Source organism: Amycolatopsis dendrobii (genome assembly GCF_014145675.1).
In the GTDB taxonomy this organism is placed as follows: Bacteria; Actinomycetota; Actinomycetes; order Mycobacteriales; family Pseudonocardiaceae; genus Amycolatopsis; species Amycolatopsis dendrobii.
Map to the genome: position 1 here is coordinate 670,191 of NZ_JACGZW010000001.1, position 12,935 is coordinate 683,125.

11 protein-coding genes and 2 pseudogenes are annotated in these 12,935 nt (G+C 71.8%); 7 read left to right on the forward strand and 6 right to left on the reverse strand.

Annotated elements, in window-relative coordinates:
• Window positions 1-168: 168 nt before the first annotated feature.
• Genes H4281_RS03020 through H4281_RS03030 form a run of 3 tightly spaced genes read right to left on the reverse strand, consistent with a single transcriptional unit; the run spans window position 169 to window position 3,407 of the window.
• The gene (locus H4281_RS03020) at window positions 169-1,104 is read right to left on the reverse strand and encodes a fumarylacetoacetate hydrolase family protein (protein WP_182889305.1); all 936 of its coding nucleotides are present in this window, start codon (window positions 1,102-1,104) and stop codon (window positions 169-171) included.
• Window positions 1,101-1,883, reverse strand: a complete 783-nt coding sequence (locus H4281_RS03025; RefSeq protein ID WP_182889306.1) for a cyclase family protein — start codon at window positions 1,881-1,883, stop codon at window positions 1,101-1,103. Before H4281_RS03025 ends, H4281_RS03020 begins: the two co-directional genes overlap by 4 nt.
• A gap of 9 nt (window positions 1,884-1,892) precedes the next feature.
• Window positions 1,893-3,407 carry a CocE/NonD family hydrolase gene (locus H4281_RS03030; protein ID WP_182889307.1) on the reverse strand — a complete coding sequence of 505 codons (1,515 nt, stop codon included), beginning with the start codon at window positions 3,405-3,407 and terminating at the stop codon, window positions 1,893-1,895.
• Window positions 3,408-3,510: 103 nt separating this feature from the next.
• Here H4281_RS03030 and H4281_RS03035 point away from each other — a divergent pair, with 103 nt between their 5' ends.
• The 3 genes from H4281_RS03035 (at window position 3,511) to H4281_RS03045 (ending at window position 5,596) form a co-directional block, all read left to right on the forward strand.
• Window positions 3,511-4,098, forward strand: coding sequence for a TetR-like C-terminal domain-containing protein (locus H4281_RS03035; RefSeq protein ID WP_182889308.1), 588 nt, complete (start codon window positions 3,511-3,513; stop codon window positions 4,096-4,098).
• A 45-nt stretch (window positions 4,099-4,143) separates the two neighbouring features.
• Window positions 4,144-4,740, forward strand: coding sequence for a TetR/AcrR family transcriptional regulator (locus H4281_RS03040; RefSeq protein WP_182889309.1), 597 nt, complete (start codon window positions 4,144-4,146; stop codon window positions 4,738-4,740).
• 121 nt (window positions 4,741-4,861) lie between these two features.
• Complete coding sequence (locus H4281_RS03045) at window positions 4,862-5,596, forward strand: SDR family NAD(P)-dependent oxidoreductase (protein WP_182889310.1); 735 nt, start codon at window positions 4,862-4,864, stop codon at window positions 5,594-5,596.
• Window positions 5,597-5,632: 36 nt separating this feature from the next.
• Here the strand turns inward: H4281_RS03045 and H4281_RS03050 are convergent, their stop codons facing one another.
• The 3 genes from H4281_RS03050 to H4281_RS03060 form a co-directional block, all read right to left on the reverse strand.
• On the reverse strand, window positions 5,633-6,112 hold the full coding sequence (locus tag H4281_RS03050; protein ID WP_182889311.1) for a hypothetical protein: 480 nt from the start codon (window positions 6,110-6,112) through the stop codon (window positions 5,633-5,635).
• A 313-nt stretch (window positions 6,113-6,425) separates the two neighbouring features.
• Window positions 6,426-7,073 (reverse strand): SWIM zinc finger family protein, encoded by a 648-nt coding sequence (locus H4281_RS03055; protein ID WP_182889312.1) that lies wholly within the window; start codon window positions 7,071-7,073, stop codon window positions 6,426-6,428.
• Complete coding sequence (locus H4281_RS03060) at window positions 7,070-9,436, reverse strand: DEAD/DEAH box helicase (protein ID WP_446680380.1); 2,367 nt, start codon at window positions 9,434-9,436, stop codon at window positions 7,070-7,072. The genes H4281_RS03055 and H4281_RS03060 overlap by 4 nt, the downstream gene beginning before the upstream one ends.
• 208 nt (window positions 9,437-9,644) lie before the next feature.
• Here H4281_RS03060 and H4281_RS03065 point away from each other — a divergent pair, with 208 nt between their 5' ends.
• The 4 genes and pseudogenes from H4281_RS03065 to H4281_RS03080 all read left to right on the forward strand — a co-directional run bounded on the left by H4281_RS03065 (window position 9,645) and on the right by H4281_RS03080 (window position 12,927).
• Entirely contained in the window at window positions 9,645-10,394 is a 750-nt protein-coding gene (locus H4281_RS03065) for a TetR/AcrR family transcriptional regulator (RefSeq protein WP_182889314.1), read from the forward strand.
• A gap of 86 nt (window positions 10,395-10,480) precedes the next feature.
• Window positions 10,481-11,731: pseudogene (locus tag H4281_RS03070) on the forward strand (RNA polymerase sigma factor); the annotation flags it as partial.
• A gap of 144 nt (window positions 11,732-11,875) precedes the next feature.
• A pseudogene (locus H4281_RS03075) lies at window positions 11,876-12,604 on the forward strand (alpha/beta fold hydrolase); the annotation flags it as partial.
• Window positions 12,604-12,927 (forward strand): YciI family protein, encoded by a 324-nt coding sequence (locus tag H4281_RS03080; RefSeq protein WP_182889315.1) that lies wholly within the window; start codon window positions 12,604-12,606, stop codon window positions 12,925-12,927. The pseudogene H4281_RS03075 and the gene H4281_RS03080, both read left to right, overlap by 1 nt.
• Window positions 12,928-12,935 lie beyond the last annotated feature (8 nt).

Genomic DNA, 12,935 nt, shown 5'->3' on the forward strand with positions numbered 1-12,935 from the left:
GCGTCGAATGGTCAGCACGTTACTGAACGCGTCCGGAAAGCTACGGAGAAGCCATGAAATCCTGCTGAAAGCATGATCGCCGCCAGGCCGGTGCGTCCGCCGATGCCGCTGGTCAGGCGGCATCGGCGCCGAATCCGGGTCCACCGGATCGGGTGACCCGCGGCGAGGTCAGGCCGGGTTTCTCCCCCGACGTGTGCGCCGGGCAGGGGGAACGTCGTGCAGGGGCGGTCCGGCGACGACGGTGTTGTGGACGGTGCCGATCCCTTGCACGGTCATGCGGACGGTGTCGCCGACGCGCAGGGGCGGCGGTTGCCGCTCGCCGTGCCATCCCCACAGTTCGGCCAGGCAGCCGCTGCCGCAGGTTCCGGAGCCGAGTACGTCGCCGGGCCGGACCCACGCGCCGCGGCTGGCGTAGGCGATCAGTTCGGCGAAGGTCCAGGCCATGTTGGCGAGCGTGTCGCCGCCGATGGGGGTGTCGTTGACGAAGACCTCCATGGCGAGGTCGTACCGGCCGCCGCTTTCGCCGTCGGCCAGTTCGTCCGGGGTGACCAGCACGGGGCCGAGGGTGGTGGCGGTGTCCTTGCCCTTGGCCGGTCCGAGCCCGACGCGCATTTCGCGGCTCTGCAGATCGCGGGCCGACCAGTCGTTGAGGATGGTGAACCCGGCGATGTGGTCCGCGGCCTCGGCGACGGACAGGTTGAAGCCCGCTTTGCCGATCACAGCCGCGACTTCGAGTTCGAAGTCCAGCACTTCGCACCCGGGCGGCATCGGGACCGGGGAGCCGGAGCCGATCGCCGCGTGCGGGTTGGTGAAGTAGAAGGCGGGGGCTTCGTACCAGGCGTCCGGGACCTCGCTGTTTCCGGTGATCGCGCGCAGCGAGCCTGCCGTGTGCTGTTCGAAGGCGATGAAGTCGCGGATGCTGGCGACCGGCACCGGGACGCCGATCGATGCGGTTTCGTCCCAGACCGACTCGCTCGCCGCCGCGGCATCCCCGGCGGCGAGCACCTCGAAGACGTCCGCAGTCTCGGGAAGCAGCCCGATGCGGTCGCCGTCGACAACGCCGTACCGGCGCACCCCGTCGACGTGCACGGAACCGATTCTCATGCCGCCTCCTCGTCGAAGATCGCCACCGCGCGGGTCCAGCCCGCCGAGGCCGCGTGGATCTTGACCGGGAAGCAGGCGATCTGGAATCCGGTGGCCGGGAGGCTTTCCAGGTTGTGCAGCTTTTCGAGGTGGCAGTAGCCGATCTCGCGGCCGGCCCGGTGGCCTTCCCAGATGATCGAGGGGTCGTGGTCGCGGGCGTAGCGCTCGGCGGTGTAGCGGAACGGGGCGTCCCAGCTCCAGGCGTCGGTTCCGGTCACCCGCACCCCTTGTTCGAGCAGGTGCAGCGTGGCGGCGCGGCCGACTCCGCAGCCGGAAGCGACGTAGTCGTCCTGGCCGTAGCGGGTCCCGGCCCGGGTGTTGACCACCACGATGTCGAGCGGGCGCAGCCGGTGGCCGATCCGGCCCAGTTCGGCGTCGATGTCGGCGGGCGTGACGACGTGGCCGTCGGGCAGGTGCCGGAAGTCCAGCTTGACTCCCTCCTGGAAGCACCAGTGCAGCGGCACCTCGTCGATCGTCATCGCCCGGCGGCCTCCGTCCATAGTGGACGCGTAGTGGTACGGGGCGTCGAGATGGGTGCCGGTGTGGGTGGTGGCCTCGATCCGCTCGATCGCCCAGCCTTCGCCGTCGGGCAGGTCCGCGGCCGTCGCGCCCGGGAAGAAGGCGAGCAGGTCCGGGACCGACTCCTGGTGGTCGACGTAGGTGATCGAGGGCCGGTGGCCGGGCGGGTCGGACGCGATCCCGCCCCGCAGCGGAACCGAGATGTCCACGAGCTGTCGCATGGCGGTTCCTTATCGCGGGATGACGGGGACGAGCAGGCTGGAGGCGTGGTCGCCGCCGAGATGGACGACAGCGCCGGTCGCCGGACGGCGGAGACCGGGATGGTCGTGGGTCAGGAAACCGAGGTCGCTGTCCCCGGTGACCAGTTCGAGGCGCAGCCGCTCGCCCGGCGCGAGAGTGATGCTGGTGGGCCAGATCTCGACCTCCAGCAGGGTCGGCTCGCCGGGCACGAGGGGAATCTCGCGGGCATGGGGGTGCCACGGCCGGTGCGGCAGCGACCGCTCGGGATCGGTCTCGCGGTGCGAAGCCTTGAGCCAGCCCATGGTCATCGGGACCGGATCGCCCTGGGGGCCGACACCCGGGATCGGCTCGCCGTCCGCGCCGATGTGCTGCACCCGCGCGAAGACGTCGAGGTCGTCCTGCTCGGCGCTGAGCCACAGGCGCAGCGCGACCGGACCGGTCAGCTCGAGCGGCTCGGTCACGGGGGCGGTGTCGAAGCTGGCGGGATACGCCACCGTCGCGGCGTGCGCGGGCGGGTCCCAGTCGAGAACGCCTTCGCCGAGGTGAAGCTCGCGCCACTGCGTCTGCGGGAGCGGGAAATCCGTGGCGTCTCGCCATTCGACCTCTCGGCCGTGCCGGATCGCCAGTTGCACCGGGGCCACGCCGTCCATCCGGTCGGGCTGGTCCTTGAGGAAACGGTCGAGGAAGCGCAGTTGCAGATCCAGCGCCCAGTCGGCGTAGTAGGGATCGATGTGGGTGCCGGTGTGCACCACCAGCCACTTGTCCCGCGACGCCGCGCGGGCCCAGCCTTCGATATTGCCGCGCAGGTGGACGTGCAGGGCGCCCCAGTTGCCTGCCGACAGCACCGGCACCGTGACCCGGTCGAGGTCGACGATGTGCGCTTGGTGGTAGTCGTCGAGCAGGAGGCGCTGCGGGAGCACCTCGCGCCAGTCGTCTCCGTCTTCTCCGTTGCGCTGCGGGGTGATCTGGCGGTTCCACCAGAATTCGACGAACCCGTGGGCGTACAGGCCGCCCTGGTAGACGAAGTCGCGGTAGAAGTCGGTCGCGCCTTCCCAGGCCACGATCGCGGCGAGATGCGGCGGCTGGAGCTCCGCCACCCGCCAGCCCATCATCGCGAGCCACGAGATGCCGCTGGAAGCCACCTTGCCGTTGGACCACGGCTGTCCGGCCGCCCACTCGACGACGTCGTAGAAGTCCTCGGAATCGCCCGGGCTCATCAGGTCCATCCTGCCGCGCGTCTTGCCGGTGCCCCGGGTGTCGGCGCGCAGCACCGCGTAGCCGCGGGCCGTCCACCACTCCGGATCCGGCGTCTCCCACACCATGTGCTCGCTCTGCGGCACGAGGTCGTAGAGCGGATAGCGGTCCGGCCAGTGCACGTCCTTGCCGTACGGGCTGATCGAGGCCAGCACGGGGACCGCGCCGCCGGGCTCGTCGGGGAGGAACAGGTCGGCCAGGATCGGCGAGCCGGTGCGGGCGGGGACCTCGATGTCCCGTTCGATGCGCATCTCAGTACTCCAGGGGGTCACCGTTAAAGCAAGTCAGCTTGCGTCAGGGAGTATGGCGACTGGCACACGCTAAAGCAAGTGGACTTGTATTAGAGTGCTGCCGGTGAGCGATTCGGAAGTCCGGCGACGGCCCGGCGGACGGGCGGCCCGGGTGCGCGCCGCGGTCATCGAGGCGACCAACGAGCTCCTGCGGGACCAGGGCCTGACGGGTCTGAAAGTGTCCGAGGTGGCGCGGCGCGCGCAGGTGAACGAGACGTCGATCTTCCGGCGGTGGGGCAACCGCGAGAACCTCGTCATCGACGCCCTGCTCGCCGACGCCGCCGAACAGCTTCCGGTGCCCGACAACGGAAATGTGCGCGACGACCTGATCGCCTACGCCGCCTCGCTCGCGAAATACCTGACCTCGCCCGCGGGCAACGCCCTCGACCGCACCCTGGCCTCGGCCGGCGACGACCCGATCACCCGGCAGCTGCGCGACCGGTACTGGGAGGCCCGCTACGCCCAGTCCGGCCGGATCGCCGAGCGGGCGGTCGAACGCGGAGAACTGCCCGAGGACACCGATCCGCGCTTCGTCCTGGAGATGCTTGTCGCGCCGCTGCATTTCCGGATCGTGCTCACCCGCGAGCCGCTCGAACCGGACTTGCCCGCCCGCGTGGTCGACGCGCTCCTCCACGGGCTCGCGCTCTCCTGAGCCGCCATTGTGGCCCGTGCGGTCCAGAACCAGTAGGGTCGGCGCATGGCCCGGCCTCGCGAGTTCGACGAAGATCGCGTGCTGCTCGCTGTCCGCGACGAGTTCTGGGACAAGGGCTACGCGGCGACGTCGCTGGACGACCTGCTGCGCGTGAGCGGTCTCGGCAAAGGCAGCCTGTACGGGGCGTTCGGCGACAAGCGAAGCCTGTTCCTGCGAGTGCTGCGCGACTACGACGACGCGAACCTGCGGACGCTGCGCGAAGGCCTGGCGTCCGCGGCGCGCGGGACAGACCTGGTGCGCACGTTCCTGCTCGGCCCGACCGCCGACCCGACCGGAGCGGTCGCGCGCCGAGGGTGCTTGCTGGCCAACAGCAACGCCGAACTGGCGACGAGCACTCCGGACGTGGCTGCCGAGGCACGGCGCAGCTATGACGCGATCGCGGGGATTCTCGCCGAGGCACTGGAACGCGCCCAGCGCGAAGGCGACCTCTCCCCTGACGCCGACCCCGCCGAGACCGCCCGCGCGGTCCTCGTCTCGCAGCTCGGCCTGATCGCGCTCGGGCGCACCGGCGTGGACATCGACGTGCTCGTCCAGGCCGCCCAGTCCGCCCTGGCGCGGCTCTTGCCCGTCCCGGCGCGGTAGCGGCAACTCCGTCCTTCACGTCGAGAAGCCGTCTTCCCCGCTGCCGCAATGTTATTGACCGTACGGTCCAGATCTGCGAGGGTTATGGACCTAACGGTCAATAACATTGAAGGAGAACGGCATGCCCGTCTTGGCAGGCAAAATCGCCGTGGTCACCGGCGGCGGAAGCGGCATCGGATTCGCGACCGCACGCGCGTTCCGCGACGAGGGCGCCCAGGTTTTCGTCACCGGCCGCCGCAAGGACGCGCTCGACGCGGCGGTCGCCGAACTCGGACCCGCCGTGACTGGCGTGGTCTGTGACGTTTCGGTGCCCGCGGAACTCGACGCGTTCTACGGAATCGTGCGCGAGCAGGCCGGTCGCGTCGACGTTCTGGTCGCCAACGCGGGCATCGGCATCATGGCTTCCCTCGGCGAAGTGACGGAGGACTTGGTCGACTCGGTGTTCGCCACCAACGTCAAGGGAACGATCTTCACCGTGCAGCAAGCGCTGCCGCTGCTCAGCGCGAACGCCTCGGTGATCCTCACCGGTTCGACCGCCACGACCCGGCCCAGCCGGGGACTCGAGGTCTACGCGGCATCGAAGGCCGCGATCCGCAACCTGGCCCGAGGCTGGGCGCTCAGTTCGCGTGCGCACGGTTTCCGGGTCAATGTCGTGTCCCCTGGCGGCACCCGGACCCCCGGTCTCCTCGAACTGGTCCCGCCCGAGGCGCTCAAGCGGTCCGAAGGCGAAGTCCCGCTCGGCAGGCTCGCCGAACCCGAGGAGATCGCCGCCGTCACGACGTTTCTCGCCTCGGACGCGTCGAGCTACGTCAACGGCGCCGAGGTGTTCGCCGACGGTGGTTTCGCGCAGGTGTGAGCGCTCTCGTCCGCAGCCGCCGGACCGGGCGCTCGGTCAGGTGTGCGTGAACCTCACGACCGCCTTCGATCCCTCGAGCGCGACCACCTCGAACGACAGCCTGTTGATAGTGGACGCCCCGCCCTGGCTCGGGGTCTGCCCCATCGCCGACACCACCGTCCCGGACGGCGAAACGGACTGGAAGTCGACGCCGGCGGGCGAGACCGCGGTGATGTCCAGCGAACTCATCCCGAGGCTTTTGTCGAAGCGGATGGTCACCGGCCCGGTCACCAGGATTTCGCAGTCGCCGTCGGCGCAGGCGCGCAGGTTGGTCCCGTCCGCCGCCGCGGGGAACGGTTTGGGCGCCGAACTGGTCGTGGGCGCGGTGCTGCTCGGCGCCGCGCTCGCGCTGGTGCTCGCCGCGGCCGGAGACGACGGCGGCGCAGCCGGGGGCGCGGTCGCCGTGCCGCCGCACGCGGCGGTGGCCCCGGCCGCTCCGAATGCCGTGAGGGCCGTCCTGACCATCATCTTTCGCATGCGGGGACGCTAATCCGATCGGCATGGGACCGGTCCCGGACGACAACGAGAGCCCATCGCCCGAAACACGCAGCGTTGGCTTCGTTCCGGTGCCACCCGCCGCGCAACGATCGGACGGTACTTGCCGCACTCGCGTGCCCAGCTCGTCGCCGAAGCCTGCGGCTGCCACCGCAACCCGAGCACAAAGCTCGCCGCGAAAGCAGGCAATACCGGAAACCGTCCCGTGGTCGCTCACCTTCGCAACCTCGGGGAACTCGTGACAGGTGAACAGACGCTCGCCCCGGTCGGGGACCCGGCCATGCGAGCGTGCGGGTCAGCGGACGCGCGGCGTGAACTCCGCGAGATCCGGCAGCGGCGGCACCTCCCTGGCATACGCGTCGGCGGCCGGCACCCCGGTGGTGACCCGGGTGGCGGTGCGGCGGCCGAGTTCGTCGAGGATTTCCTGCTCGGTCCGGCCGCGGGCGAGCAGGAGCAGGAACGGGTCTGCGTCGAGCAGCCACGCGACCTGGAACGACAGCGCGGCGGCGTGCCGGCACGGGAGTTCCCAGCCGGGGCAGTCGCAGTCCGGGTCGAGGTCGCCGATGCCGGGCAGCAGCGGGACGACCTCGGCGAGCTCCGGCGGCAAGTGCCGGTCGAGCAGTGCCGCGAGGTGGCCGGAGTGGTCGGCGGCGCGGTCGAGCAGCAGCTCCCAGTCCGTTGTGGACAGTTCGGCCAGGTGCACGCCGGTGCGGTACGGGCCGTCGTCGGCGTCCTCGGTGGTCGCGGTGATCAGGCCGGGGCTGACCGTGATCGGGCCGACCAGGCCCGCCGCGGCATAGCTCCGGCCCTTCTTCAGCTGCCGCAGGTCGAGCGCGGTGTCCTCCATCGCCTGCAGCCAGGCGCGGCCCCACCAGGTGCGGGCGAACGGGCCGCGTCCGGGGCGGGCGGGGAACGCGGGGAATCCGCGGACCCGGTCGGTCATCGCTGCCTCCGGAGGGTGACGAGCTCGGCCAGCTCGGCGTCGGTCAGTTCGGTGAGCGCGGCCTCGCCCGAGGCGAGCACCGCGTCGGCGAGCGCGCGTTTCTCCCGCAGCATCGCCGCGATCCGGTCCTCGACCGTGCCCTCCGCGACCAGCCGGTGAACCTGCACCGGCCGGGTCTGCCCGATCCGGTACGCGCGGTCGGTCGCCTGGTCCTCGACCGCCGGATTCCACCACCGGTCGTAGTGCACGACGTGATCGGCGCGCGTGAGGGTGAGCCCGGTGCCCGCGGCCTTGAGCGACAACAGGAACACCGGCACGTCGCCGTTCTGGAAACCGCGGACCAGCTCCTCGCGCCGGGCGACCGGGGTGCCGCCGTGCAGCAGCTGCGACGGGACGCCGCGCGCGGCGAGGTGCCGTTCGAGCAGGCGCGCCATCACCACGTACTGGGTGAACACCAGCACCGCGCCGTCCTCGGCGAGGATCGTGTCGAGCAGTTCGTCGAGCAGCTCGAGCTTCCCGGACCGGCCGGCGAGCGTACTGTTCTCGGGCTCGCCGAGGAACTGCGCGGGATGGTTGCAGATCTGCTTGAGCGCGGTGAGCAGCTTGACCACGCGGCCGCGGCGGGCCATCCCGTCGCTCGCGGCGATGTCCGCCATCAGCTCGCGCACGGTCGCCTCGTACAACGCCGCCTGCTCGGCGGTGAGCGACACCGGCCGGTCGGTCTCGGTCTTGGCGGGCAGCTCGGGCGCGATCCCCGGGTCGGATTTGCGGCGGCGCAACAGGAACGGCCGCAGCAGCCGGGACAACTGCTCGGCGACCGCGGGGTCGGCTCCGGATTCGACCGGCTTCCCCCAGCGCCTGCGGAAATCGGCGAGCGGGCCGAGCAGACCGGGCGTGGTCCAGTCGAGGATCGCCCACAGTTCGGTCAGCGTGTTCTCCACCGGCGTGCCGGTGAGCGCCACCTTCGCCGAGGAAGGCAGCAGCCGCAACGCTTTCGCCGTGTCCGAGCGGTGGTTCTTCACGTGCTGGGCCTCGTCGGCGACCAGCAGATCCCAGTTCACCTCGGCCAGCGGCGCGGGATCGGTGCGCAGCGTGCCGTAGGTGGTCAGGACGAACCCGCCGCCGAGCTCGTCCAGCGACCGCGCCGTGCCGTGGAACCGCCGCACCGGCGTCGCGGGAGCGAACCGGCGAATCTCGGTTTCCCACGTGCCCAGCAGCGAAGCGGGGCACACGACCAGCGTCGGGCCGGCGCCGCGATGCAGGTGCAGGGCGATGAGCGTGACGGTTTTGCCGAGCCCCATGTCGTCGGCGAGACAGCCGCCGAGCCCGAGGCCGGTGACGGTGTCGAGCCAGTGCAGGCCGCGCAGCTGATAGTCGCGCAGGGTCGCGGCCAGCCCCTCCGGCTGCGGCACCGGGGCGGGATCGGCCGACAGCCGCTCGCGCAGGTCCTCCAGCCAGCCGTCGGTGCGGACCTCCACCTGGTCGCCGTCGACCTCGGTGCGGCCGGTGAGCGCGACGCCCAGCGCCTCGATCGCGGTCAGCGGCTTGAGCGTGCGATCCCGCGCGCGGTCGGCGGTCTTGCGGTCCAGCAGCACCCACCGGTCCCGCAGCCGGACGACCGGACGCTGGGCCTCGGCGAGCGCGTCGAGTTCCGCGACGCTCAGCTCGCTGTCGCCGAGCGCGAGCTGCCAGTCGAACTGCAGCACCCGGTCGCCGCCGAAGAACGACCGCGCGTCGGACGGCGCGTCGCCCGGCCGGACGACCGCTCGCGCGGCCAGCCCGGTCAGCTCCGCGGGCCAGTGCACCGCCAGCTCCGCGGCGTCGAGCGCGCCGGCGAGCAGCTCGGCGATCTCGCGGTCTCCCAGCGCGACGGACGAGGGAACCGCCGCCGACAGCAGCGGTGCCAGCGCGGGCCACACCTCGGCGCCGTGCCGCAAAGTCAGCAGGACCTCGTGCCGCGCCTCCTGGCTGCCGGTGCGCCACAGCTCTTCCGCGTCGACCAGCGGCTCGGCCCCGCCGTGCACCTGGACGACCGCGCGGAACCGGCCGCCCGCAAGGTCGTCGGACTCGATCCGCAGCGACACCCGCAGCGCGGGCTCCACCCCGGCGACGTCGCCGAGGAACCGCATCAGCAGCGGATACGGCTCCGGCAACCGCGTCGGGTCGCCCGGGATCGGCGTCGCGTGGGCGTGCGGCGGCATCGCGTCGGCGAGGCGGCGCAGCCAGGCTTCCTCGTCGGGGTCCAGCGCTCCGGTCCACCCGGCCGACGCGAGCCGTTCCGCGGCTTCGGCGGCCAGCGCCCAGAACCGCGCCGACGGATCGGTCAGCGTCCGCAGCACCGGCACCGCGTCCGCGGCCGGCACCCGCAGCGCGGGCACCGTGCGCACCCCGCCCGGCAGCACGACCTCGACGGTGCCGGGCGCCCCGGGACCGTCCGGCTCTGATCCGTCCGGTCTCCAGAACACGACCCGGCCCGGCTCCACCACCACTGAATTCAGTGCTCCGCCCTCCCCTGGCTGGCCTCTGCGGGATAGTCTACCGGAAAACTCTGTACTGCGTACGAGGAGCGAAATGGAGACCGAGGAACCGGGCGATCCGCGGCGGACCATCGAGCTGCTGTGGGGCGTGCCCGGTCCCCCGCGCCGCGGCCCGAAACCGAAGCTCTCGGTCGAGCACGTGGTGTTCGCCGGGATCCGGGTCGCAGACGCGGAAGGGCTGGACGCGGTCACCATGCGCCGGATCGCCGACGAACTGGGCGTCGCGACGATGTCGCTCTACACCTACGTGCCCGGCCGCGACGAACTGCTGGAGCTGATGCTCGACCACGCGCACGGCGAACTCCCCGGCGAACTGCCGGACGGATGGCGGGCCGGGCTCACCGCGGTCGCCGAGGACCTGTGGCGGCTCTACCACCGGCATCCGTGGCTGCTGGAGATCCGCGTCGGCCGCCCGACGCTGGGCCCGCACACCTTCGCCAAATACGAGCGCGAACTGGCCGCGATGGACGGACTCGACCTCGACGACGTCCAGCTCGACGCGATCGTCAGCCTGCTCAACGGACTGGTCGCCGGCGCGGCGCGCGGTTCGGTGGACGCGACCCGCGCCGCGCGGCGCAGCGGGATGACCGACGCCGACTGGTGGAACCGCTCCGCGCCGGTACTGGCCGAGATCCCGGCGGCCGACCCGGTCCGCTTCCCGCGCGCGAGCCGGGTCGGCGCCACCGCCGGGCAGACCTACGGCGGACCCGCGGATCCCGAGCACCATTTCCGGTTCGGGCTCGCCCGCATCCTCGACGGGATCGGCCAGCTCGCCGGAGCCTGACCGCGCGAACTTGTCAGTCCCCCGGTCTACCGTGCGGAGAGTGCGGGCGGAACCCGCCCGCAGGCGCGAACAGGGAGGGACACGCAGTGACCGGGCAGCACGACGCGGCCGAAACCGCGGTCGCGCAGGCGTTCCGCGACGAGTGGGGCTCCGTCGTGGCCACCCTCATCCGCGTCACCGGCGACTGGGACCTGGCCGAGGAATGCGCCCAGGACGCATTCGCGCTCGCCGTGCGCACCTGGCCGCGCGACGGCGTGCCCGAGCGCCCCGGAGCATGGCTCACCACCGCCGCCCGCAACCGTGCCGTCGACCGGATCCGGCGCGCCTCCGCGGGAGCGGGCAAACTCCGGGAAGCGGCGCGGCTGGCGGTCCCGGACGAACCAACAGCCGTCCACAGTGGACACAGCGAAGACAGCGGGGTCGAGGACGACCGGCTCCGGCTCATCTTCACCTGCTGCCATCCCGCGCTCGCGTTCGAAGCACAGGTGGCGCTCGCGCTGCGCACGCTCGCCGGGCTCAGCACCGCGGAGATCGCCCGCGCGTTCCTGGTTTCCGAATCGGCCATGTCGCAGCGCCTCGTCCGGGTGAAACGCAAGATCCGCGCCGCCGCGATCCCGTACCGGGTGCCGCCCGCGCATCTGCTGCCCGAGCGCACCGCCGCCGTGCTCGGCGTGCTGTACCTGCTGTTCAACGAGGGCTACTCGGCCAGCGAGGGCGACGAACTCCAGCGTCCCGATCTGGCGGCCGAAGCGATCCGGCTGGCCCGGCTGCTGCATTCCTTGATGCCGGACGAAGCAGAGGCCACCGGACTGCTCGCGCTGCTCCTGCTCCACCATGCCCGCCGCAGTACGCGAAACGGTCCCGGCGGCGAGTTGGTCCCGCTCGAGGAACAGGACCGCGGCCAATGGGACCGCACGGCGATCGCCGAAGGCACCGCGCTGCTGGAAGGAGCGTTGCGGCGGCGCAGCCCCGGCCCGTACCAAGTGCAGGCCGCGATCGCCGCGTGCCACGCCGGTGCCGCCCGCGCCGGGGACACCGATTGGGCGCAGATCGCCGGGCTCTATCTCCAGCTGCGGCGTTTCCGGCCGGGTCCGGTGGTCGAACTGAACCGAGCGGTCGCGGTCGGCATGGCCGCCGGGCCGGAAGCCGGGCTCGCTCTCGCCGACCGGCTGGCCGGAGACCTCGCCGGCTACCACCTGCTGCCCGCCACCCGCGCGGACTTCCTCCGCAGGCTCGGCCGCACCGAAGAAGCCCAGGTCGCGTACACCGAAGCACTCGCGTTGGCCCCCACCGGAGCCGAGCGCGGCTACCTCCGCAGGAGACTTTCGGAAATTTCTTCGCCGGAGGTGTCTGTCTGCGTCTCGTCCGTTCGTCGGGTAGGCACAACCGACTCCGGAAGGACCGCCATGATCACCAAAACCCTCCGCGCGCCCGGCGCCCAGATCCACTACGACGTCGCCGGATCCGGACCGCTGCTGCTCCTGGTGCCCGGCGGGCCCGCGGACGCCACCGCGTTCGCCGCGCTGCGCCCGTGCCTGGCCGACCGCTACACCGTCGTCACCTTCGACCCGCGCGGCATCTCCCGCAGCCGGACCACCGACCTCGACGACGACCTGGTCGGCCAGCACGCCGAAGACGTCCAGCGGCTGCTGACCGAACTGGCCGCCGGACCGGTCTCGGTGCTGGCCAACAGCGGCGGCGCGATCACCATGCTCGAACACGCCACGCGCTATCCGGGCGCGGTGCGGACGCTCGTCGCGCACGAACCGCCGGTCAGCCGCTACCTCGGCGCCCTGCTGGCCGATTTCCCGGACATCCCGGCGATCTACCGGGAGCAGGGCGTCGACGCGGCGGTCGGCGCGTTCATGGCCGCCAGCGGATTCGAGATCCCGCCGCCGCCCGAGCACCCCACCGCCGAGCAGATCGAGCAGGGCAAGCAGATGCGCGGCAACTTCGAGGTGTTCTTCGGCAAGCTGATGGGCGCCGTCGGAGCATGGGAGCCCGATCTCGAAGCGCTCGCCGCCGCGGACACCCGGATCGTCGTCGCGGTCGGAGACGCCGTCGGGACGCCGGCGTACGAGGCGGGCGCCGGCCTGGCCCGCGCGCTCGGCGGCGAGCCGGTCCGGTTCCCGGGCGACCACGGGGGCTTCGCCGGCGAACCCGAGGCGTTCGCCTCCCGCCTCGCCGAAATTCTCACCGAGGAGAACTGATGCGCTACCTGTTGATGATCGCCGGCTCCGAAGAGCCGACCGCCGAACAGCTCGCGCTCGGCTGCGGCGGCTGGTCCGAGGACCTGGTCGAACGCGGCGTCCTCGTCGGGGGCGGCGGACTGCACCCGCCCGCGACGGCCACCACGGTGCGCGTGCGCGACGGCGAAGTCCTGCTCACCGACGGGCCGTTCGCCGAAACCAAAGACCAGATCGGCGGCTACGCCGTGCTCGAATGCGCCGACCTCGACGAGGCCGTCGACCACGCGTCCCGGCATCCGGCCGCCGCCTACGGCACCATTGAAGTCCGCCCGCTGCTCGGCTGACTCCCGCA

What these genes read in the sequence shown, in the direction of transcription:
- H4281_RS03050 (WP_182889311.1), bottom strand. Translation starts at nt 6,112, where the DNA reads ATGCGAAAGATGATGGTCAGGACGGCCCTCACGGCATTCGGAGCGGCC.
- H4281_RS03065 (WP_182889314.1), top strand. Translation starts at nt 9,645, where the DNA reads ATGGAGACCGAGGAACCGGGCGATCCGCGGCGGACCATCGAGCTGCTG.
- H4281_RS03025 (WP_182889306.1), bottom strand. Translation starts at nt 1,883, where the DNA reads ATGCGACAGCTCGTGGACATCTCGGTTCCGCTGCGGGGCGGGATCGCG.
- H4281_RS03020 (WP_182889305.1), bottom strand. Translation starts at nt 1,104, where the DNA reads ATGAGAATCGGTTCCGTGCACGTCGACGGGGTGCGCCGGTACGGCGTT.
- H4281_RS03055 (WP_182889312.1), bottom strand. Translation starts at nt 7,073, where the DNA reads ATGACCGACCGGGTCCGCGGATTCCCCGCGTTCCCCGCCCGCCCCGGA.
- H4281_RS03040 (WP_182889309.1), top strand. Translation starts at nt 4,144, where the DNA reads ATGGCCCGGCCTCGCGAGTTCGACGAAGATCGCGTGCTGCTCGCTGTC.
- H4281_RS03045 (WP_182889310.1), top strand. Translation starts at nt 4,862, where the DNA reads ATGCCCGTCTTGGCAGGCAAAATCGCCGTGGTCACCGGCGGCGGAAGC.
- H4281_RS03030 (WP_182889307.1), bottom strand. Translation starts at nt 3,407, where the DNA reads ATGCGCATCGAACGGGACATCGAGGTCCCCGCCCGCACCGGCTCGCCG.
- H4281_RS03080 (WP_182889315.1), top strand. Translation starts at nt 12,604, where the DNA reads ATGCGCTACCTGTTGATGATCGCCGGCTCCGAAGAGCCGACCGCCGAA.